Annotated in this window: 8 protein-coding genes; 4 read left to right on the forward strand and 4 right to left on the reverse strand. The window is 73.1% G+C overall.

Translation table 11 applies throughout. The features are described 5' to 3' along the window. Positions 1 to 83: 83 nt before the first annotated feature. The 4 genes from ACQEVM_RS13010 to ACQEVM_RS13025 all read right to left on the reverse strand — a co-directional run bounded on the left by ACQEVM_RS13010 (position 84) and on the right by ACQEVM_RS13025 (position 18,513). On the reverse strand, positions 84 to 290 hold the full coding sequence (locus tag ACQEVM_RS13010; protein ID WP_433078113.1) for an MbtH family protein: 207 nt from the start codon (positions 288 to 290) through the stop codon (positions 84 to 86). Then, complete coding sequence (locus tag ACQEVM_RS13015; protein WP_433078116.1) at positions 287 to 15,904, reverse strand: amino acid adenylation domain-containing protein; 15,618 nt, start codon at positions 15,902 to 15,904, stop codon at positions 287 to 289. The genes ACQEVM_RS13010 and ACQEVM_RS13015 overlap by 4 nt, the downstream gene beginning before the upstream one ends. A 46-nt stretch (positions 15,905 to 15,950) precedes the next feature. Next, positions 15,951 to 16,991 carry an iron-siderophore ABC transporter substrate-binding protein gene (locus ACQEVM_RS13020; protein WP_433078118.1) on the reverse strand — a complete coding sequence of 347 codons (1,041 nt, stop codon included), beginning with the start codon at positions 16,989 to 16,991 and terminating at the stop codon, positions 15,951 to 15,953. A gap of 172 nt (positions 16,992 to 17,163) precedes the next feature. Beyond that, positions 17,164 to 18,513 (reverse strand): lysine N(6)-hydroxylase/L-ornithine N(5)-oxygenase family protein, encoded by a 1,350-nt coding sequence (locus ACQEVM_RS13025; protein ID WP_433078120.1) that lies wholly within the window; start codon positions 18,511 to 18,513, stop codon positions 17,164 to 17,166. A gap of 247 nt (positions 18,514 to 18,760) precedes the next feature. On the opposite strand from ACQEVM_RS13025, the gene ACQEVM_RS13030 reads away from it, so the two are divergent. The 4 genes from ACQEVM_RS13030 to ACQEVM_RS13045 all read left to right on the forward strand — a co-directional run bounded on the left by ACQEVM_RS13030 (position 18,761) and on the right by ACQEVM_RS13045 (position 22,645). Continuing rightward, positions 18,761 to 19,708 carry a methionyl-tRNA formyltransferase gene (locus ACQEVM_RS13030; protein WP_433078122.1) on the forward strand — a complete coding sequence of 316 codons (948 nt, stop codon included), beginning with the start codon at positions 18,761 to 18,763 and terminating at the stop codon, positions 19,706 to 19,708. Positions 19,709 to 19,877: 169 nt separating this feature from the next. After that, positions 19,878 to 20,990: a MarR family transcriptional regulator gene (locus ACQEVM_RS13035; RefSeq protein WP_433078124.1), complete on the forward strand. Its 1,113-nt coding sequence runs from the start codon at positions 19,878 to 19,880 to the stop codon at positions 20,988 to 20,990. 142 nt (positions 20,991 to 21,132) lie between these two features. Next, positions 21,133 to 21,954 (forward strand): class I SAM-dependent methyltransferase, encoded by an 822-nt coding sequence (locus ACQEVM_RS13040; RefSeq protein ID WP_433078126.1) that lies wholly within the window; start codon positions 21,133 to 21,135, stop codon positions 21,952 to 21,954. After that, positions 21,941 to 22,645, forward strand: coding sequence for a M24 family metallopeptidase (locus ACQEVM_RS13045; RefSeq protein ID WP_433078128.1), 705 nt, complete (start codon positions 21,941 to 21,943; stop codon positions 22,643 to 22,645). Before ACQEVM_RS13040 ends, ACQEVM_RS13045 begins: the two co-directional genes overlap by 14 nt. Positions 22,646 to 22,737 lie beyond the last annotated feature (92 nt).

Below are 22,737 nucleotides of genomic sequence, written 5' to 3' on the forward strand. Positions count from 1 at the left end.
CGGACCCCGGCACGCACGCGAGAGCCCCGGACGCCGCGGCAGCGACGTCCGGGGCTCTGCCCGTCCTCGGGGGACCCGGAGGGTCAGTCCCGTCCGACCAGGCTCTTGGGCCGCAGGTCCGTCCAGTGGGTCTCGACGTACGTCAGGCAGGCGTCCCGGGTGTCCTCCCCGAACACGATCCGCCATCCGGCGGGCACCTCGGCGAAGGCGGGCCACAACGAGTGTCGGTCCTCGTCGTCGGCCAGGACCAGGAAGCGTCCCCGAGGGTCCTCGAACGGGTTGGTCGTCATGCGCTCCCACTCCTTGTGGACATGATCGCGAACAGCTCCGAGAGCGGCTGCCGCGGGTCGTCGGCCACGTGCCCGATCAGCACGTGGAGTTCCTCGGCGAGCCGCCGGGCCTTGGCAGGGCCCAGCAGCTCGATCGCGTGGATCAGCTCGCCGTACACCGGTCCCTCGCCGCGCGGTTCGTAGAACCCGAGCGTCAGCTCCGCGGTGGTCCGGGCGACGGGAACGGCCTGGAAGGTGCCCATGCCGCCCTCCAACTCGTCCAGGTCCGCCTGCTCGTGGTGGACCACCGTCACCTGCGGCCCCCGCGCCGGCAACCCCGAGGCGCGGAGCACCGCGTCGAACGGCACCTCCTGGTGCTCCAGCGCGCTCAGCGTCGTCTCCCGCACCCGCGTCAACAGCTCCAGGAAGGTCGGGTCGCCGCCGGTGTCGGTACGCAACACCACCGTGTTGAGGAAGCAACCGACCAGCGGGGCGAGCCGCTCGTCCGACCGGCCCGCGACCATCGTCGCGATCGGCAGGTCGGTGCCCGCGCCGTGCGCCGTCAGCAGTGCCGACAGCGCCGCGTGCAGCACCATGAACATGCTGGTCCCGCTCGCCCGGGCCAGGGCGTCCACCCGGGCGTGCAAGCCCTCGTCGAGGACGAACGGCACGTGTCCGGCCGTGTACCCCGCCCGGCCGGCGTCCGCGGGCCGCGGACGGTCCGTCGGAAGGGCCAGGGCGCGCGGCGCCTCCCGCAGCGTCCGGCGCCAGTAGGCGAGCTGCCGCCCACCCGCGCTGCCCGGGTCGTCGAGGTCGCCGAGCACCTCGCGCGCCCAGAGCGCGTAGTCCGCGTAGGACACCGGCAACGGCTCCCAGTCGGGCGCGGCGCCGCCGACCCGGGCCGCGTACGCCGTCGTCAGGTCCCGGAACAGCGGCACCACCGACCACTCGTCCACCGCCAGGTGGTGCGAGGCCAGCAACAGGGCCTGGGCCCCGTCGGGAGCCGTCAGCAGCCGTGCCCGCAGCGGCGCCTGCGAGGTCAGGTCCGCCGTGTCGCCCGCGAGTTCGGCGAGGCGGGACTCCAGGTCCGCGCACTCCTCGACGGCCAGCACCGGTGGTTCGACGGCGGGACGCAGCCGCAGCTCCCCCGCCTCCTCGCCGAAGGAGGTGCGCAGCGGGGCGTGCCGGTCCACCACGTCGGCCAGCGCGTCGGCCAGCGCCCGGGGGTCGAGCCCGCCCGGCGAGCGCAGCGCGAGTGCGCTGTCGAAGCCGGGCCGCGGTCCGTACGCCCGCCACTGCGCGCCCTGAACCGGCGCTGCGGGAAGCTCCCGCCTCCCCGATCCGGCGCCCGCCCGCAGGGCCGGCCGGGCCGCCCGCGCGCCGGCCAGCCGCTCCGCGATGCCACTGACCGTGAGGGCGTCGAAGACGTCCCGGATGCCCAGCTCCACCCCGAACTCGGCCCTGATCAGGCCCAGCAGCCGCATGGAGGCCATGGAATGGCCGCCCAGGGCGAAGAAGTCGTCGTGGACACCGACCTCGTCCAGCTTGAGGATCTCGCCGAACAACCGCGCCAACCGCGTCTCGGTGGCATCGGCCGGGCGGGCGTCGCCCGTCATCCCCGACCAGTCGGGCGCGGGCAGCGCCTTGTGGTCCAGCTTCCCGTTGGGGGTGAGCGGCAGCGGCCCGTCCAGCGGCACCACCAGGGCGGGCACCATGTACTCGGGGAGCAGCCCGGCCGCGTGCGCGCGCAGGGCCCGCGGGTCGAGTTCCCCGCGCTCCGCCACGGCGTACCCCACCAGACGCACGATGTCACCGTCCCGTTCGGCCACCACCGCGGCCTGCGCCACGTCGGGATGCGCGGCCAGGGCCGACTCGATCTCGCCCAGCTCGATGCGGAAGCCGCGGATCTTCACCTGCGTGTCGACGCGGCCCAGGAAGTCCAGATTGCCGTCCCGCCGCCAACGGGCCCGGTCCCCGGTGCGGTACATCCGGTCGCCGGGCGCCCCGAACGGGTCGGCGACGAACCGCTCGGCGGTCAGCCCCGGCCTGCCCAGGTAGCCGCGGGCCAGACCCCGACCCGCGACGTACAGTTCGCCGGTCACCCCGGGCGGGACGGGGGAGAGGGTCGCGTCCAGCACGTGACAGCGGGTGTTGGGGTCGGGACGGCCGATCGGCACCCGACCACCGGGACGCCCGCCGGCCTGACGCGCGGGCCACAGCGTCGAGTTCACGGTGGCCTCGGTCAGTCCGTACGCCGCGATGAGGTTCACCGTGGCGCCCCAGCGCTCGAACAGGTCCGGGGGCACCGTCTCGGTGCCGACCAGGATCGTCGAGCCCTCCGGCAGCTCACAGCCGGCCGGCAGCGCCGAGACCAGCGAGGGCGGCAGGATCATGTGCGTGACGCCCTGTTCCGCGAGGAACTCGGTGAGCGCCGATCCCGCCACCCGCGCCTCGTCGGGGACGAGCACCAGCCGGCCGCCGTGGCACAGGGCCATCGCCAGCTCGAACACGGCCACGTCGAAGCCGATCGACGCGAACTGGAGGACCCGGCTGTCGCTGCGCAACCCCATCCGGTCCACGGCGGTGGCGACCAGGCTGGAGATGCCCTCGTGCGGGACGACCACGCCCTTGGGACGGCCCGTCGAACCCGATGTGTAGATCACGTACGCGGCCCCGTCCAGGGGCACGTCCGGCAGGTCCGGGGCGCCGCCGGGCAGTCCGTCGAGCTCGGCCGCCGTGCCCGGGGCGTCCAGCAGGACCACCGAGACCCCCTCGACCGCGGGGATCTTCCCCGCGACGGACTCGGTTCCGACGACCAGGACGGCACGCGAGTCCTCGACCATGTAGGCGAGCCGGTCGGCGGGATGGACGAGGTCGAGCGGCAGGAACGCCGCACCCAGCCTGAGTACCGCCAGGACCGTCGCGACCATGTCGGTCGAGCGCGGCACGGCCACCCCGACCACGCTCTCGACGCCCACCCCGCGCGCGGCCAGCAGCCGGGCGATCCGGTCGGACCGGGCAGCGAGAGCCGCGTAGCCCAGTGTCGTGGTCCGCTCGACCACCGCCGGGGCGTCGGGCCGCTCCGCGACCCGCGCCGCGAACAGCGCGGGCAGGGACAGCTCGTCCACCACCCGGTCGGTGGCGTTGAACTCCTCCCGCACCAGACGCAGCTCCCCGGCGTCCATGATCTCCAGGCGGGACACCGCAAGGGCCGGGTCGGCGGCCACGGCCGAGACGAGCCGGCGCAGCCGCTCGCCCAGTCGCTCCACGCTCTCGCGGTCGAACAACTCGGTGGCGAACTCCAGCCGGCAGTCGAGACCGTCCGCACCCGGATCGTCGGAGCCCGTGCGCTCGGTGAAGCTGAACACGAGGTCGAACTTGGCCGAGCTGATCCGGAACGGCACGTACTCCACCGCCAATCCGGGCAGGGCCGCGTCCTCCCCGGTGCGCTGGTGGTAGCCGACCATGACCTGGAAGAGCGGGTTGCGGGCGAGCGAACGGGTCGGATTGAGTTCCTCCACCACCGCCTCGAACGGCACGTCGGCGTGCGAGAACGCCGCCAGCGCGGTGTCGCGCACCCGCTCCACCAGCTCACCGAAGGCGGGGTCCCCGCCCAGGTCGGTCCGGAGCACCAGCGTGTTGACGAAGAAGCCCACCAGGTCGTCCAGGGCCTCGTCGCCGCGCCCCGCGATGGGCGAGCCGATCGGCAGGTCCGCTCCCGCGCCCATCCGGTGCAACAGCGCCGCGACGGCCGCGTGCACCACCATGAACATGCTCGCGTTGTGCTCCTTCGCGAGCCGGCGCAGCCCCCGGTGCGCCCGCGCGTCGAACGAGACGTCCAACTCACCACCCGTGAAGACGGGCCGGGCGGGCCGGGGCCGGTCGGCGGGCAGCTCGATCTCCTCCGGCGCCCCCTCCAGGGCGCCGCGCCAGAACTCCAGCTGCCGCGCGGCGAGGCTGCCGGGATCGGCGGCGTCACCGAGCAGTTCCCGCTGCCACAGCGCGTAGTCCGCGTACTGCACGGGCAACGGCTCCCAGTGCGGCGCCGTCCCGCCCAGCCGGGCGGCGTAGGCGGTGCCCAGATCGCGCAGGAAGGGCCGGTCCGACCACTCGTCCGTGGTGATGTGGTGCAGCAGCAGGACGACCACGTGGTCCTCGGTGCCGACCGTGAGCACCGTCGCGCGCAGCGGCAGTTCCCCCGCGAGGTCGAACGGGCGGCGCACCGCCGTGTCGATCAGGGCGGGCAGTTCCTCCTCGGTCGCCGGGACGACCTCCACCACCGGCAGGGCCTCGTCCTCGGGCAGCACCCGCTGGAAGGCCAGGCCCTCCCGGGTGACGAAGACCGTGCGCAGTGCCTCGTGGCGGGCCGTGACGTCGGCCAGCGCCGCCCGCCAGGCAGACACGTCGAGCCGGCCGCGCAGCCGCATCACGAGCGGGAAGTTGTAGGCGGCCGACGCCGGCTCGATCTGCCGGATCACCCACAGGCGCTGCTGGGCGTGCGACAGCGGCAGTTCCGCCGGACGCTCACCCGCCGTCAGCGCGGGCCGACCCGCCGACCCGCCGCCTTCGGCGCGCCCGGCCAGTTCGGCCACGGTCGGGGCCTCGAACAGGTCCCTGATCGCCAGCTCGACCGCGAGGGCGGTGCGCGCCCTGCCGACGAGCCTGGTCGCCAGCAGGGAGTGGCCGCCGAGGTCGAAGAAGGAGTCGTCGATCCCGACGGCCGTCTCCGGGAGCCCGAGCACTTCCGCGAACAGTGCCCGGAGCACCTCCTCCCGGGCGGTGCGCGGCGGCCGGCGGATGCCGGAACCTCCCAGGTCGGGTGCGGGCAGGGCCTGTACGTCGAGCTTGCCGTTCACCGTCAACGGCAGGGTCTCCACGGCCACCAGGGCGGCCGGGACCATGTAGCCGGGCAGGACCGCCTTGAGGTGCTCGCGGACCTCCGTGAGGAGCGTGTCGCCGCCGGCCGCCGCCGGTTCGGGCACCACGTACCCGACCAGCCGCTTGTTCCCCGCGTGTTCCGTCACCACGACGGCCGCGTGGGCGATCAGCGGATGCTCGGACAGGGCCGTCCCGATCTCGCCCAACTCGACCCGGTAGCCGCGGATCTTGACCTGGTCGTCGGTCCGACCGAGGAAGTCGATCAACCCGTCGGGACGCTGTCGCACCAGGTCGCCCGTCCGGTACATGCGCGACCCCGGAGCCCCGAACGGATCGGCCACGAACCGCTCCGCCGTCAGCCCCGGCCGGTCGTGGTAGCCCCGCGCCAGACCGGTGCCGGAGATGTACAACTCACCCGGGCTGCCCGGCGGGACCGGCCGCAGCATCGCGTCCAGCACGTGCCCTCGGGTGTTGCGGATCGGCCGGCCCACGGTCGGGTGGGCACTCTCGGCGGTGGACCCCCCGAGCGTGTTGATCGTGTACTCGGTCGGACCGTACAGGTTGTAGCCGTACGTCTCCTCCGTACGGGCCAGCCGGTCCCACACCGTGTCGGACACGGCCTCGCCACCGAGCAGGACCAGCGCGGGACGATGTCTGCCCGCCGCCTCGTCACGCTCCAACAACCCTTCCTCGATGAGGAGTTGCGCGTACGTCGGGGTCACGTTCACCACGTCCACCCGGTGCCGGTCGCAGTAGTCCACCAGGGCCGCGGCGTCGCGCCGCAGCTCCTCGTCGCACACGTGCACCTCGTGGCCCTCGACGAGCCAGAGGAGCTCCTCCCAGGACATGTCGAAGGCGAAGGAGACGGTGTGCGCGATCCGCAACCGCCGCCCGCCCGCCGAGGCGATGGCCGGATCGAAGATCTCCACCTGGTGGTTGAGCTGCATGTTCGTCAACCCGCGGTACGGGGTGACGACGCCCTTGGGACGACCGGTGGAACCGGAGGTGTAGATGACGTACGCCGGGTGCTCCAACCGGTCCGCGACCGTGTGGGCGAACGCCGGCCGTTCGGCGTCCGTGACCACCCCGCCGGACAGCGCGGCCAGCTCGGCCGCGACCCCCGGATCGTCCAACGCCAGCTCGACGGCGAGCGGACCCGCCTTCCCGCGCAGGGTCGGCGCGACGGCCTCCGTGGACACCACGCACAGCGGTCCGGTGTCCTCGATCATCAGCCGCAGCCGGTCGGCGGGATGGTCGAGGTCGAGCGGCAGGTACGCGGCCCCCGTGCGCAGCACCGCGAAGAGGGCCACCACCATCTCGATCGAACGCGGCAGCGCCAGGGCGACGACCCGCTCGGGTCCGGCGCCCCGCGCCAGCAGCAGCCGGGCCAACCGGTTGATCCGGTCGTCCAGTTCCGCGTACGTGAGTTCCCGCGCGCCGAAGACCAGCGCGACCGCGTCGGGAGTACGGCCGACCTGGTCCGCCAGCATGTCGGCGACCGTCTCGTTCGGCACCGGCAGGTCGGCCGCCGACGCGCGGGCCAGGGCGGCCCGTTCCGCGGGCAGCAGCAGATCGAGCGCCGCGACCCGCTCCGCGAGGCCGTCGACCAGCCGGCCCACCACGAGCCGGAAGCGCTCCAGGGTGGCCGCCGCCCGCTCGTCGTCGATCAGATCGCAGCGGTACTCCAGCTTCACGCCGACGACCGAGGCCGGATTGACGATCAGCGTCATCGGATAGTGGGTGGCGTCCACACTGTCGACACCGGTGATGCCGTGCCGTTCGGTGAGCCGACGGAAACCGTCCTCGTCCGCGAAGTTCTGCAAGACGTACAGGGTGTCGAACAGGACCCCGTGACCGCCCGCCCGCTGGAGCTCCGCCAACCCCAGGTACTCGTGGTCCATCACCTCGACCCGCTCCGAACGCACCCGGTGCAGCAGCTCCAGGACGCTCTCCTCGGGCCGCAGCCGCACCCGCAGCGGCACGGTGTTCAAGAACATGCCGATCGCCGACTCGACGCCCGGCACCTCCGCAGGGCGACCCGCCACCGTGGCCCCGAACACCACGTCGTCGCGACCCACCGCCGCCGACAGCACCAGGGCCCACGCCGCGGACAGCACCGCGTTGACGGTCAACCCCTGCTCCCGGGCGCACCGGCGCAGCCGCTCGCTCAACTGCGCGCCGAGGTCGAGGGAGCGACGGCGCGGGATCGTCGGCTCGCCGCCGCGCTCCCGCGCCACGAGTGTGGGTTCCGCGAGCCCGGACAGGGCACGGCGCCAGGCCTCCCGCGCCGCGTCGACGTCCTGCCCGGCGAGCCAGGCCAGGTAGTCGCGGTAGCTTCCCGGCGTCCCCCTCCCCGCGGCGTCGCCGGCCGACTCGTACAGGCCGAGGAGCTCCTCCAGGAAGAGGGACTGCGACCAGCCGTCCCAGGCCACCAGGTGATGGCTGAGCATCAGCCGGTCGGTGTGCGGGGTCAGCCGGATCAACCGGAGCCGGAACAACGGAGGCGACGTCAGGTCGAACCGCAGCAACCGGTCCGCCTCGGAGATCTCCGCCAGCCGTACCTCCCGCCCCGCCTCGTCGAGCCCCGTCAGGTCGGTCTCGACCAACGGCGCCGTGATCGTGTCCGGCGCACAGACGAACTGCACCGGGCCGGGCAGACCGTCGCCGACGATGCCGGTGCGCAGCGCCGGATGGCGGGCGAGCAGCGTGGCGCAGGCCGCGCGCAACCGGTCGACGTCGAGGCGACGGTCGAAGTCGAAGCAGTCCTGGGCGGTGTAGACGTCCAGCGCGGAGGCGTCGTAACTGGCGTGGAAGTGGATGCCCTCCTGGAGCGGCGACAGCGGCCACACGTCGGCGACGGGCGCCGGGGCGGCCCGCTCCACCACGTCGATGCCCCCCTGGTCGAGGTCCACCAACGACAGGTCCGCCGGCCGGAGCCCGCGCGTGCCGTCCGTACCGGCGCCGGCGATCAACTCGCGCAGGGCCGCCGTCCAGGCGTCGGCGAGTTCGCTCACGTCCTGCCCGGTCAGCGCCCCGCCCTCGCCCTGCGGCCAGGTCCACGTGGCACGCAGCTCGGGACCGTCCGGGGTGTCCGCGCAGACGGCGTTGACCTGGAGCGCGTAGGGCATCGCCAGCCCGGCGTCGGGCTCCACGCGCAACGCGTCCGCCTCAAGGGCGGGTGCCCAGTCCCGATCCTGGTCCGCAGGCAGCCGACCGAAGTAGTTGAACAGCAACTGGGCACCGGAGAGCCGGGCGAAGACCGGGGCGAGCTGCGGATTGAGGTACCGCAGCATGCCGTACCCGGCGCCCGCGTCCGGAGCCGAACGCACCGCCTCCCGCACCCGCCCGAGAACATCCCGCGGATCGCCCGCCGCCGGCAGCCGCACCGGATGCAGCCCCGTGAACCAGCCGACGGTACGGGACAGGTCCAGCCCGTCCCCGAAGCCCTCGCGCCCGTGCCGCTCCAGGTCCACCAGCAGGTCGCCCTCGGGCTTGCCGCCGCGCCGGGCCACCGCCACCCGCAGCGCCGCGAGCAGCACCTCGGTCACATCGGCCCCGGCCGCGGCGGGCACGACCGTCAACAGCGCCCTGGTCTCCTCGCCCGTCAACCGGACCTCGTGCTCACGCGCCGCCCCGACGGTACCGGTCCGACCCGCGCCCGGCAGCAACTCCGCACCGGGGGCCAGCACCCCCGCCCAGTAGGGCAGTTCGGCCTGCCGGCGCGGCGAGGTCGCCTGCTCGACGACCTCCCGCGCGAACCGCCGCAGCGAGGTCGGCACCGGTTCCAGCACGGGCCGCCCGCCGCGCGACACCGCCTCCCACGCGACCGCCAGGTCATCGAGCAGCACCCGCCAGGACACCCCGTCGACGGCCAGGTGGTGCACGACGAGCAGCAGCCGACCCGGCGTCCCCGCGCCCGCGTCGAACCAGACGGCCTGCACGACGATCCCCGCGTCGGGGTCCAGTCGCGAAGCCGCCGCGTCGGACTCCTCGGCGATCAGAGCCCGCAGCGCGGACCCGTCGAGACCGCGGGCGTCGACGCGCCGCGACAGGCCCGCCGCGTCCACCGCGCCGGGCGGCCGGATCACGACAGACCACAGCGCCGGCAGGGCCGGCCCCAGGTCCATCCGGGACAGCACCGGGCGCAGGCCGTCGTGGTGGTCCACCACGGCCTGCAGCGCACCGGCCAGGGAGGCGAGGTCGGCCCCGGCGGGGGACCGGAGTAGCATCGACAGGTTGAAGCGGCCGATCGGACCGCCGTCCTCCCGCAGCTGGTGGACGATCGGCAGCAACGGCAGGTTGCCGACCCCGTCGGAGTCGGCGGCGGCCCGCGGACCGTCCTGCGCCGCCCCGGTGGGCGTGACCGCCGCCGCCAGCGCGGCGGGCGTACGGTGCTCGAACACCGCCCGGGGGGTGACGGTCAGCCCCGCCTTGCGGGCCCGCGCCGCCACCGACATGGACAGGATGCTGTCCCCGCCGAGCACGAAGAAGTCCTCGTCGCCGCCGACCTCGTCGAGGCCCAGCACCTGCGCGAACACCTCACGCAACCGCTGCTCGCGATCCCCCGGTGAGTCGGCCGGGGCCGGTCGGGCGCCGCGCCGCACCTCGGGCGCGGGCAGCGCAGCCTGATCGGTCTTGCCGCCCGCGGTCAACGGCAGCGCGTCGAGGACGACGAAGCGGCTCGGCACCATGGGCTCGGGGAGCGCCTCGGCCAGGGACCGGCGGAGCTCCTCCGGGTCGGGCACCACGTCCGCGCGGGCGGGGACCAGGTAGGCCACCAGCCGGGTGACCCCGCGCTCGTCGGCGCGGGCGACCACGACCGCCTCGCCGACCGTGTTCTCGGCACGCAGGCGTGCCTCGATTTCCCCGAGTTCCACCCGGTTGCCCCTGATCTTGACCTGGTGGTCGGTGCGCCCCAGACAGGTGAGCACACCGTCCGCCGTGGACCGCACGAGGTCCCCGGTGCGGTACATCCGCTCGCCCGGAGCGCCGAACGGATCGGCGACGAACCGCTCCGCCGTGAGGGCGGGGCGCGCGTGATAGCCGCGGGCGAGCTGGGCACCGGCGATGTACAGCTCTCCCACCTCACCCGCGGCCACGTGCCGCAGGTGCCGGTCGAGGACGTACAGCCGGGTGTTCCACACCGGACGGCCGATGGGCACCGTGGCCGCCGTGCCCCCGTCGGGCAGCGGATCCGGGCCGACCTCCCAGCCGGTGACCTGGATGACCGCCTCGGTCGGCCCGTACACGTTGAACAGCGGGACGCCGGTGCGCTCGCGCCAGCGCCGGGCCGACGGGACCGTCAGGGCGTCGCCGCCGCTGAACGCCCGGCGCAGGCCCGACCACCAGGGCCCGTCGCCGCCCGGCGTCACCTCCTCGGCCAGCAACGCCGTGTACAGCGAGGGCACCAGGTCGAGGGTCGTGACCCGTTCGGAGCGGATCAGGGAGATCAGGTACGCCGGATCGCGGTGCCCGTCGGGCCGGGCGATCACGACCGTCCCCCCGGTCAGCAGCGGGACGAACACCTCCTGGAGCGACGGGTCGAAGCCGGCCGCGTACTGGTGCAGCACCCGATCGTCCGGACCGAAGCCGAACCGCTCGGCCGTCCAGGCGAGCTGCCCGGCCAGCGCGCGGTGCGTCACCACCACGCCCTTCGGCCGGCCCGTGGACCCCGAGGTGTACATCAGGTAGGCGGCGGAGTCCGGATCCGAGTCCGGCAGCGCGCGCGGACCGTGCACGCGGGCCCCGACGACGGCGCCGTCCACGTCGACCAGCACCGTGCGCACCCCGGCCGCGGCGGGCAGCGCGTCCCGCGTCTCCCCGGTGGTGACCAGGATCCGCGCGCCCGAGTCGGCCAGCATGTGCCGGACCCGTTCGGCCGGTGCCCCCGGATCGACGGGCAGGCACACGGCGCCCGCCTTGAGCACACCGAGCCATGCGACCACCTCGCCGGCCGAACGGGGCACCGCGACCGCGACCACGGCCTCGGGACCCGCGCCCTCGGCGGCGAGCCGGTGCGCCAACGCCTGTGCCAAAGACTCCAGTTCGGCGTATCGGGTGCCGTGGCCGTCGTGCCGCAGAGCCGTCGCGTCCGGCGTTCGACGGGCCTGGACGCCGAACGCCGCGTGCACGGTGGCGCCGGGCAGCGGACGCACCGCCCCGGCCAGGGCGCCCGCGGCGGCCCCGCGGCCGACACGGGCCACCGGCAGGGCCGGATCGGCGACCAACTGCGCGCACAGTGCGCGCAGTCGCCGGGTGAACAGCTCGGCGGCCCGGTCGTCCAGCCGGGAACGGTCGTGGTCGAGCCGGAGGCGCAGCCGCGCGCCCGGCAGGACGGTCAACGCGAGCGGATAGTGCACGGAGTCCCGGACGTGGGAGCCCGTGATCCGGATCAGTCCCGCGGGATCGCCGCGCTCCCCGCCGTCCGGCAGGTTCTCGACCACCACCAGCGCGTCGAACAGCTCGCCCCGGCCCACGGCCCGCCGGATCTCCGCCAGCCCGAGGTGCTGATGGTCCAGCAGCTCCGCCTGACTCTCCTGGAACCGGGCCAGAACCTCGCCCAGCGGCTGCTCCGGACGCCAGGCCAGCCGGGCCGGAACGGTGTTGATCAGCAGGCCGACCAGGGTGTCGACCCCCGGGACCGGGGCCTGCCGCCCCGAGACCGTGACCCCGACGACCAGGTCGTACGAGTCGAGCACGTCCGCGAGGGCCAGGGCGAAGGCGCCCTGCGTGACCGTGCCCAGGGTCAGCCCGAGTGCGCGGGCGCGCGCCGTCAGCGCGGCCGTCTCCCGCTCCGTGAGGTCCAGCGTGATCCGACCGTGCCCGCCGGCTCCCGCTTCCACCGGCCGCACGGGCAGCGCGGCCGGTGCGTCGAGCCCGGCCAGCGCCCCGCGCCACGCGGCGCGCGCCCGTTCCCGGTCCAGGCCCGCGAGCCAGCCCGCGTAGGCCCGGTAGCCCGGATCGGGCGCCGGGCGCGGCGGCGCCTCGCCGGGCCGGTACCCGGCCAGCAGGTCACGCAGCAGGAGGGACATCGACCAGCCGTCGGCGATGATGTGGTGCAGGGTCAGGACCAGCAGTGACCGGTCCGCGCCGAGCCTGAGCAGGGCCGCCCGCAGCAGCGGCGGCCGTCCCGGGTCGAAGCCGGCGGCCCGTTCCGCCGCGGCCGCCTCCTCCACCGCCGCGTCCCGCCGGTCCGGGGCCAGGCCCGAGAGGTCCGCCCGGGTCCAGGGCAGCTCGACGTGCTCGCCGACGAGCTGGAGGATCCGGCCGTCGTGCTGCTGGACGAAGGCCGCGCGCAACAGCGGATGACGGTCCAGCAGGTGCTGGACACAGACGCGCAGCGCGTCCGCGTCCACGTCGCCCGCGAGGTCGAGGGTGTCCTGTACGGCGTACCCGTCGGCCTCGGCGCCGTCCATCTGCGCGTGGAAGAAGAAACCTTCCTGGAGAGGCGTGGCCGGCACGATGTCCACCAGATCGGGGACGGCGGCCACGAAGTCGGCGCGCTCGGCGGCCGTCGACGCGACGAGCGAGAACGGCTCGGGCAGCGGGCCGGCCGGCCGTGCGCCGGGGGCCGCGGCGCCGGTGGCCCGCGCGAGCGCGGCCGGGGTGCGCAGCCGGAACACCTCGCGCGGGCCGACCTCGACACCGGCCTCCCGGGCCCGGGTGACCAGTCGGATCACCACGATGCTGTCCCCGCCGAGTTCGAAGAAGCTGTCGTGGACGCCCACCGAGGGCAGTCCGAGCACCTCCGCGAACAGTCCGGCGTACAGTGCCTCGGCCGGTGTGGTCGGCTCCGCGTCCCCGGCGAGTTCCGTCCAGCGCGGTGCGGGCAGCGCCCGCGCGTCGAGCTTCCCGTTGGGCGTCAGCGGCAGGGGGCCGTCCAGGCGCAGCACCGCGGACGGCACCATGTGCTCCGGCAACACCTCGGTCACCCGGGCCCGCGCGGCCCGTACGACGGCGTCCGCCGCGGGCCCTTCCGCGGTGCGCCCGTCGCCCCCGCGATCGTCAGAGGCCGCGTGCGCCCCATCCGCCCCGTCCGCCCCGGACCCGGTGACCAGGTAGGCGACCAGGCGCCCGGCTCCCCGGTGGTCCTTGACGGCGAGGACGGCGGCCTGCGCGATGCCCGGGCAGGCCATGAACGCGCTCTCGATCTCGCCCGGTTCGATCCGGTGGCCCCGGATCTTGACCTGACCGTCCGCCCGCCCCAGGAACTCCAGGTTCCCGTCGGCGCCCCAGCGGACCCGGTCGCCCGTGCGGTACATACGCGTACCCGGGTCCCCGTACGGGTCCGCGACGAACCGCTCCGAGGTCGGCGCGGCCCGGCCGAGGTAGCCCCGGGCCAGACCCCGACCCGCGACGTACAGTTCGCCCTCCACCCCCACCGGGACGGGGCGGAGCGCGGAGTCGAGCACGTACGTGCGCGTGTTGGGGTCGGGGCGGCCGATCGGCGCGGGCCCCGGACGCGAGGGATCCGCCGACCACAGCGTGGAGTTGACGGTCGCCTCGGTCAGCCCGTAGGCGACGACGACGCGGACCCGCCCGGCCCAGCGGGCGATCAGCTCGCCCGGCACGGCCTCCGTGCCGACGACGAGCACCGAGCCCTCGGGCAGTTCGCACTCCCGGGGGAGCGCCGAGACCAGCGACGGCGGCAGGATCATGTGGGTGGCGCCGTGCGCGCGGATGTAGTCGGTGAGGGCCGGGCCCGCGACCCGCCGCTCGACGGGCACGAGAACGACCCGGCCGCCGACGCACAGCGACATGACCAGGTCCCAGACGGTCACGTCGAAGCCGACCGAGGCGAACTGCACGACGCGGCTGTCCTCGTCGATGCCGATCCGCTCGGTGGCGGTGGCGATCAGGCTGCCGATGCCGTCGTGGGAGACCACCACGCCCTTCGGGCGCCCGGTGGACCCGGAGGTGTAGATGACGTACGCGGCCTGGTCCAGGACGACCGGAATCCCGGGGTCCGAGGGATCGGCCGCCGCCAGCTCCGCGACGGTCGCCGGCTCGTCGAGCACCAGCCGGCCGGCGGCCGTGTCCTCGGGGAGCCCGTCGGCGGCCTCCCGGGTGGTGACGACGGTCCGCGCGCCGGAGTCGGCGAGCATGTACGCGATCCGCTCGCCGGGGTGGTCGGCGTCCAGCGGCAGGTACGCCGCGCCGGCCTTCATCACCGCGAGCAGGGCGACCACGAGTTCGGGGGAGCGCGGAACGGCCACGGCGACGATGTCCTCGGCGCCCACCCCGTCGGCCAGGAGCAGCCGGGCCAGCCGGTTGGCGGCGGAGTTCAGCTCTCCGTAGGTCAGGGTGCGGTCCTCGTACACGAGGGCCGTGCGGTCCGGGGAGAGTCGTACCCGGCGCTCGAAGGCGGCCGGCCAGGACACCTCCTCGGTGGGGTGGGCGCTGACGGCGAGCGAGTCCAGCAGGTGGTCCCGCTCGGAGTCCGCGAGCAACTCGATGCGACCGAGGGGGAGTTCCGGCCTGTCGACGAGGGCATCGAGCACCCTGCGCAGCCGCCGGGCGTGGCCGCCCACCTCCTCGTCGTCGCTCACGTCCGCGTCGGCGTCGAAGTGGAAGCGGACGGCGCCGCGCTGCGATTCGCCCACCGTGACGGCCAGGTCGCTGACGGGGCCCATCCACTGGGGGCGCAGGTCGCCGGGGTGCTCGCCGAAGCGCAGCCAACCCGTGCCGGGCAGCACGTTGACGGTGGGCCCGACGAGTTCGGCCACGCCCTCCACGAGCCCGAGGTCCTTGGCCAGCTCCTCGGCGCGGTAACGGCCGTGTGCCACGGCCTCGGTGACGCGCCGGTCGACCTCGGCCAGCAACTCCGTGCCGGTCATGTCCGGCCGTACGCCCAGCCGCAGCGGGACGATGTTGGAGACCATGCCGGGGACCTCCCGCGTCCCCGGGTCCACCCGGGTGGTGACGGGCAGCCCGAGGACGAGGTCCTGCGCGCCGGTGACCCGGTGGAGGAGCGCGGCCACGGCCGCGACGAGCAGTCGGGAGAGCCGTACGCCCGACCGCTCGGCGCCGGCGTGCAGGCGCGTGGTGTCCTCCACCGAGTACTCGTCGGTGCAGCGCACCCGGCGGGCGATCACGGCGGGCCCGCGCCGCACGAGGCGCACGGGTTCGGGCCGGTCCGCGAGCCGCTCCAGCCAGTGGGCGCGATCCTCCGCGAAGCGCGCGGAGGCCCGGTAGGCGGCCTCGGAGTCCGTGAGGCGGGTGAACGTCCAGTCGATCCCGCCGACCGGTCCCGCGTCGCCGTAGAGTTCGCCGGCCCGCCGCGAGAGCAGTCCCACGCTCAGGCCGTCGATGACGATGTGGTGGTAGAGCTGGTACCACAGGACGTGATCGTCGGCGAGCAGGACCAGGGCGTGCCGGAAGAGGGGGCCCCGCGCGAGGTCCAAGGGCCGCGCGCGGTCGGCCTCCATCCAGTCCCAGGCCGCGAACTCCGCGTCCGGCGCGTCCCGCAGGTCGACGAGGGGGACGTGCGCCGGGAACCGCGCGGCGTGCTGGCGGGGTTGCCCGTCGGCGTCCGCCGTGAACCGTACGTGGAGGCACTCGGCCTCCTCGACCACCTGCCGCACGGCGGCGCCCAGGCGGTCGAGGTCGACCGGCCCGCGCAACTCCAGGGTGAACGTGACGTTGTAGGCCGAGCTGTCGGGCTCGATCCGCTGGGCCGGCCAGATCCCGGCCTGCCCGCCGGTGACGGGTATTGCGGAGTCGGATGCCGGGTCGTCCGGCTCGGCGGCGTCAGACATCGTTTCGTTCAGCCTTTCCCTGGTTCGCGCGGGACGGGGACCTGCGTTACTTGACGGCCTCGAGCTTCGGTACGACCTGATCGATGGCGTACGGGATGCTCAGGACCGTGTTGAAGGACAGCGCGGCGCCGATGTCCGGGCTGTCGTACGGCAGGAACAGGTCGCGCTTCTCCTGGTGGACCCTGGTCTTCTGGTAGAGCGGGTCCGCCTTCATCGCGGCCTCGGTCTCCGCGGTGCCCAGCCAGACCGTCCGGTCGGCCTCCATGACGTCGAGGCGCTCGGAACTGAGGTCGGCGACGTTCTCCTTGCCGAGGGCCGTGCGGTAGGCCTCGGAGGTGGTGAAGCCCATCTCGCTCAGGAAGATGACCTTCGGGTCCTTCGGGGAGAAGGCCGAGAACTTGCCGGGCTCGTAGGGCTCCCCGACCGAGACGGTCTTGCCCTTCCACTCGGGGTGCTTGTCCCGGACGGCCTTGAATCGCGCGTCGATGCCCGCGATCAGCTTCCCGGTCTCGGCGTCCTTGCCCAGCGCCTTGCCGATCTGCTTCGTCATGACCTGCCAGGTCGCCTGGTAGTCCTCGGCGCCCTTGGGTTGGGCCACCACCTTGGCGATCTTGGACAGGGTGTCGTACTGCTCCTTCTTCATGCCCGAGTACTGGGCGATGATCAGGTCGGGCTTGAGCGCCGCGATCTTCTCCATGTTGTACTCGTCGCGCTCGCCGACGACCTGCGGGGGAGTGGAGCCCCACAGGTCCTTGGCCCAGGGCCACTTGCCGTACGGCTGCTCCTTGAACCAGTCGACCGCGCCGACGGGCTTCACGCCGAGGGCCAGGACGGCGTCCTGGTCGGACAGGCCGAGCGTGACGACCTTCTTCGGCTGCTCGGCGATCGTCGTGCTGCCGTACTTGTGCTCCAGCGTCACGGGGAAGGCCCCGGCCGCCGCACCGGTCTCGCCGGACTTGGCGGTGTCCGTCTTGTCGGAGTCACCGCCGCCGCAGGCGGCGAGCGTGAGTGCCGCCGTCGCGGCCACGGCCGCGCGGGGGAGGAGGCGGGCGAATCTCGTGGACGCGGAGCGGGTACCGAGTGGCACGGGTGTTTCCTTTCACGGGACTGCGGGACTGCGGGCGGGTGTACGTCGCACCGGCCCGGCGCGTGGTGCACGCGCCGGGCGGGACTGTGACGACAGGGCCTGGGTCCTGTCGTCGAAGTGGCGCCGCGGGCCGGGCGAGACTTCGACGACAGGGCCTAGAGCGGGGAGCCGATTAGAGCGGGGAGCCGATCTCGTCGGCGGCGCGGCGGGGTCCGCCGGCGGGCTCCGGGCCGCGGTCCACGATCGACCGCAGGATGTCCCCGACCCGGACCGCCGTGTTCGACAGCAGGGACGAGGTGATGCCGTGGGTGTGCTCGGTGCCGCCCTGGAGGTATATGCCGCAGCGCAGTTCGGGGTCGGTGGTCAGGCGGTAGTCCCGCTCGACCCTGACCCGACCCTGCTCGTCCAGCAGGCAGTACCGGCCGATCTCGCCGAGCAGGCCGAGCGCGTCGGCCGAACGGTAGCCGGTGGCGTAGATCAGCACGTCGGCGTCCAGATGGGTCCGCTCGCCGGTGACCAGCGACTCGACCGTGGTGAGCACCTTGTGGGGCGTCTCGACCACGTCGGTGAGGCGGGAGACCTTCAGGAAGCGCAACCGTTCGGTGCCCAGGACCTTCTCCTGGTACTGCTGACGGTAGAGATCGTCGATGAGGTCGATGTCCACCACGGAGTAGTTGGTGTTGGCGTGGTACTCGATCAGCTTGCGCTTGACGTCCTCGGGCGCCTTGAAGTACTCGTCGACCGCGTCCGGGTCGAAGATCCGGTTGGCGAACCCGCTGTCGTCGGCGGGGCTGTAGCCGTACCGGGAGAAGACCGCGCAGACCTCGGCCTCGGGGAAGGTGCGGTGCAGGAAGGCCACGTTCTCGGCGGCGCTCTGGCCGGCGCCGACCACGACGAACCGGGACGGGGCGGTGTCCTTGAGCGCGTCCACCCGCGTCAGCAGGTCGGAGGTGTGCCAGACGCGGTCCGTGCGCTCGACGCCCTCCGGCATCTGCGGTCGCAGTCCGGTGCCGATCACGAGGTTGCGGGCACGGTGGACCACCGGTTCCGCGCCGGAACGCGCGATCACGTCCACGTACCGCACCACGCCGTCGATCACGACGGGTCGTACGGCGATGACCTCGTGGCCGTACGACACCATGTCGTCGACCTTGGCCGCCGCCCACTCGAAGTAGTCGTGGAACTCCACGCGCAGCGGGAAGAGGTTCTTGTGGTTGACGAAGTCGATCAGCCGCCCCCGGCTCTGCAGGTAGCAGAGGAAGCTGAACTCGCTCGTCGGATTGCGCAGCGTCACCAGGTCCTTCAGGAAGGAGACCTGCATGGTCGCGTCGTCGATCAGCATGCCGCGGTGCCAGCCGAAGCGGGGCTGCTGCTCGAAGAAGTGGGCCGTGACCGCCCCCTCCCTGCCGACGCTCGCGTTGTGCTCGCTCAGTGCGATGGCCATCGCCACATTGGACGGTCCGAAGCCGATTCCAATCAGGTCGTGGATCAATGGCGCATCGTCAGGAAGAGCTCGTGACATGTCACTCCCATCGGGGGGCGGCCGCTTGCCAGGTGTGAGGGGAACAGCGGAAGCAAGGCATGCCGACGTGCGACTGCCAGTGGAACTTAGGTTAGCCTAACCTGATCCTCAACCCCCTGTCGATGGGGCGACGGGCCCCCTTCTCGGGGAATTTCACGTTCAACCAACCCAGGATATAGGGGCGTTGCGTAGTTAGGTAAGCCTTGCTTTACTGGAGCCAATCCATCATTCTTCTGAGGAGGACCGCATGCGGGTCGTCATGTTCGGTTACCAGACCTGGGGACATCGCACTCTGCAGGCGCTGTTGGACTCCGAGCACGACGTGGTGCTGGTCGTCACGCACCCCAAGAGCGAGCACGCCTACGAGAAGATCTGGAGCGATTCGGTCGCCGACCTCGCGGCCGAGCACGCGGTGCCCGTCGAGATCCGCAACCGCCCGGACGACGAGGAACTGTTCGTCCGCCTCAAGGAAGCGGATCCGGACATCATCGTCGCCAACAACTGGCGCACCTGGATCCCCCCGCGCATCTACGAACTGCCGCGCCACGGCACCCTGAACGTCCACGACTCGCTGCTCCCCAAGTACGCGGGCTTCTCCCCGCTGATCTGGGCCCTCATCAACAACGAGTCCGAAGTGGGCGTCACCGCCCACCTGATGGACGAGGAACTCGACGCCGGGGACATCGTGCTCCAGCAGGCGGTCCCGGTCGGACCGACCGACACCGCGACCGACCTGTTCCACAAGACGGTCGACCTGATCGCCCCGGTCACCGTGGGCGCGCTCGACCTGATCGCCTCCGGTCGGACCGAGTTCACCAAGCAGGACCGCTCGCTCGCGAGCTTCTTCCACAAGCGCGCCGAGGAAGACGTCCGGATCGACTGGAACTGGCCCGCCGAAGACCTCGCGCGCCTGGTCCGGGCCCAGTCCGACCCCTACCCGAGCGCCTTCACCCACCACCGGGGCAAGCGCCTGGAGATCCTGGCCGCCGTGGTGTCCGAGGCCAGGTACGGGGGTACCCCCGGCCGGATCTTCTACCGCGAGGGCGACGGGGTCGTCATCGTGGCCGGCGCCGACGCGCGCACCGGCCGCAACCGCGGACTCGCCGTCACCCGGGTCCGCACCGAGGACGGCCGGGAACTGACCGCGACGGAGTACTTCACCTCCATGGGTGGATATCTGACCAGTCGGCCCTGAGGGCCGCACGCCGAAGCCGCCACCGATCGACCGGACGGCCCCCCGCACCGACCACGGGGCGCCGACCCGACCCCTCGCCGCCGCGCGGATCACCGGATCCGTGGGGCGGCGACGTCATTCCGTCGGCGACGCACTCGGCACCGAATGAACGGGGAATGAGGGAAAGCTGATGGAGCGACAAACGACCACCGGTACGAACGGGGACCCCGCCGGGTCCCCGTTCGTCATCATCGGAGTGGGGAACACCCGGGCGGACTGGGCGCGGGTGCTCGGCGCCCTCACCAACGCCGATCCGACCATCGGCGCCCCACCGGCGCCGGGGGCCGCGGCACCGGGGGCCACGCCGGAGAGACCCGCACCGGAGCCGAACCCGGCACCCGCCGCCGGTGGGGCCGAACACTGCGGGAGACCGACCGCGGCGCCGGAACCCAAGAGCGCGACCCCGCCCAGCGTCCTCGACCTGAACGCCTACCTCGTCTACGCCATCGGCAAGGCCGCCCGACGCAGACTGACGGCCAAACTGACCGAACACGGGCTGCGCCTGTGGCACCTGACCGTGCTGGCACTGCTGTCCGACCTCGGCCCGCAGTCCAAGGGCACCCTCGCGACCCGTCTCGACATGAACGCCAGCGATCTCGTCAAGATCGTGAACGACCTGAGCCGTGCCGGTCACGTCGACTGCACCCGCGACACCGAGGACCGCCGCCGGGTCGTCGTGGACCTCACGGAGAACGGCCGCGCCGCGCTGAGTCGCCTCAACGCGGACATCGCGTCCGCCGACGAGGAGTTCCTGAGCCCCTTGAGCGCTCCCGAGCGCGCCCAACTCGGCTCCCTGCTGCGCCGCGTGCACCGGCACTTCGACACCACCCCGTCCCACACCGTCCACGAGGAGTCCGGCGGCCCGGTCGCGCCCCCCGCGCCGCCGCACCGGGCCGGCGTCCGGTCCGTGGAGGCCCTGCGCATCGACTGGAACCGGTCGGCCGAGGAGATCGGCGATCTCGTCCGGGCCCAGTCCCGCTCCTCCACGGCCGCCTACACGCACCACGGCGGGCGCCGACTGGAGATCCTGTCCGCCACCGTGACGCCGGACCGGTACGACGGCGCGCCCGGCCGCGTGGTGCGCTCGACCTCCGACGGTCCGGTGATCGTGGCGGGATCGGAGGGGCGGTCCGCGCCGGGGCGGGGGCTGGCGCTGCGGCGGGTCCGGACCGAGGACGGCACCGAGATGTCGGCGAGCCAGTACTTCGATCCGCTGCCGGGTGGACTGACGACCGAGAGTTGAACCCCACCGGACCAGGAGGCACCTACAGGTTCACATCTGCGCGACTCTTGGCTGTTTCGACAAGCATATGCGGCGTGATGTACGAAGCAGGGTTGCACATGCAGTATGAAGGGAGGCGTGGTTCCCGGTACAGGAGGAGGCGGTGGCGGTGGCGGTGAACGTCCGTGACGTGCAGGGCGGTGCGGGGGACGTGGACCGCGGCGACATCGGTGCGGGCCACGCGCCTCACCGGCGCCCGGACCCGAGGATCGCGCACTTCGTGGCCGACGCCCTCGGCGGTGCGCGCAGGGTGGTCAACGTCGGTGCGGGGGCCGGTTCGTACGAGTCGGCGGCGCCGACCGTGACGCCGGTCGAGCCCTCGCGGTCGATGCGGGCACGCCGCGCCGCGGGCCTGCCGCGGGCGGTGGACGCGGTCGCCGAGCACCTGCCCTTCGCCGACGGGGAGTTCGACGGGGCGATGACGCTGTTCAGCGTCCACCAGTGGTCGGACGTGGGGGCGGGTCTGCGCGAGATGCGGCGGGTCACCCGGGGCCCGGTCGTGGTGCTGACCTGTGATCCGGAACGGGTGCGGGACTTCTGGTTGTACGAGTACGCGCCCGAGGTCCTCGACACGGAGGCGCACCGGTATCCCTCCATCGGAATGATGGCCGCGGCTCTGGGCGGTTGTGGGAGTGTGCGGGCGGTGCCGATTCCGTTGGATTGCACGGACGGGTTCAACGAGGCGTACTTCGGGCGTCCGGAGATGCTGTTGGACCCGGCGGCACGGCAGGCGTGTTCGGCGTGGAGCTTCGTGGACGACGGGGTGCGCGAACGCTTCACGACACGGTTGCGGGCGGATCTGGACTCGGGGGTGTGGGACGAACGGTTCGGTCATCTGCGGCATCGGTCGTTCTACGAGGGATCGCTCGTGCTCGTGCGCGCGACACCGGAAGCGGAAGAGGAACAGCTCCATGGCGGTACCTGATCGGATGGACGAGCAACTGCGCGCCCTGGGCCTGGTGGAGGCGCAACGCAAGGCGGTGGATCTGTTCGCGGAGGTCGAGGCGCGAGGCCTGGTCGTGCCCGGCGCCGGTGAACGCGAGGTCAGCGACGGCATCCGGGACCTGGCCAACGAGATGTTCGGAACCACGAAGCACTGGCACAAGCGGATCGTCCGCTCCGGCCCGCACACGATGTTCCCCTACCGGGAGAACCCGCCCGACCGGATCATCGGGGAGGACGACATCGCCTTCGCGGACTTCGGCCCGATCTTCGAGGAGTACGAGGCCGACTTCGGCCGCACCTTCGTCTTCGGCGACGACCCGGTCAAGCACCGGCTCCGGGACGACCTCGCCCGGGTGTTCGCGGAGGGGCGGCAGGCCTTCCGCGAGGATCCCCACATCACCGGCAAGCAGTTGTACGCGGCCGTCGAGCACTCGGCGTCCGAGGCCGGCTGGACGCTCGGCGGCTGGCACGCGGGACACCTGGTGGGGGAGTTCCCGCACGAGCTGATCGACGGCGCCAAGGTGGAGTCCTACGTCACCCCGGACAACGACCATCCGCTGCGCCGCACCGACCGGGCCGGGTGGCGCTGCCACTGGATCCTGGAGGTTCACCTCGTGCACGGGCCGGGCGGCTTCGGAGGCTTCCACGAACAACTCCTCGACCTCGCGTAGGCCCCCTCCCGCGGTGTCCGCCCGGCTCGGGCGGGGTGGCGTCGTGATCCTGAAACCCTGGACGGGTACCGCCACCGACCGGGCTCAAGGTG

This window comes from Streptomyces sp. CA-243310, from assembly GCF_050936775.1.
Lineage (GTDB): Bacteria > Actinomycetota > Actinomycetes > Streptomycetales > Streptomycetaceae > Streptomyces.

What these genes read in the sequence shown, in the direction of transcription:
- ACQEVM_RS13010 (WP_433078113.1), bottom strand. Translation starts at nt 290, where the DNA reads ATGACGACCAACCCGTTCGAGGACCCTCGGGGACGCTTCCTGGTCCTG.
- ACQEVM_RS13015 (WP_433078116.1), bottom strand. Translation starts at nt 15,904, where the DNA reads ATGTCTGACGCCGCCGAGCCGGACGACCCGGCATCCGACTCCGCAATA.
- ACQEVM_RS13025 (WP_433078120.1), bottom strand. Translation starts at nt 18,513, where the DNA reads ATGTCACGAGCTCTTCCTGACGATGCGCCATTGATCCACGACCTGATT.
- ACQEVM_RS13030 (WP_433078122.1), top strand. Translation starts at nt 18,761, where the DNA reads ATGCGGGTCGTCATGTTCGGTTACCAGACCTGGGGACATCGCACTCTG.
- ACQEVM_RS13035 (WP_433078124.1), top strand. Translation starts at nt 19,878, where the DNA reads ATGGAGCGACAAACGACCACCGGTACGAACGGGGACCCCGCCGGGTCC.
- ACQEVM_RS13045 (WP_433078128.1), top strand. Translation starts at nt 21,941, where the DNA reads ATGGCGGTACCTGATCGGATGGACGAGCAACTGCGCGCCCTGGGCCTG.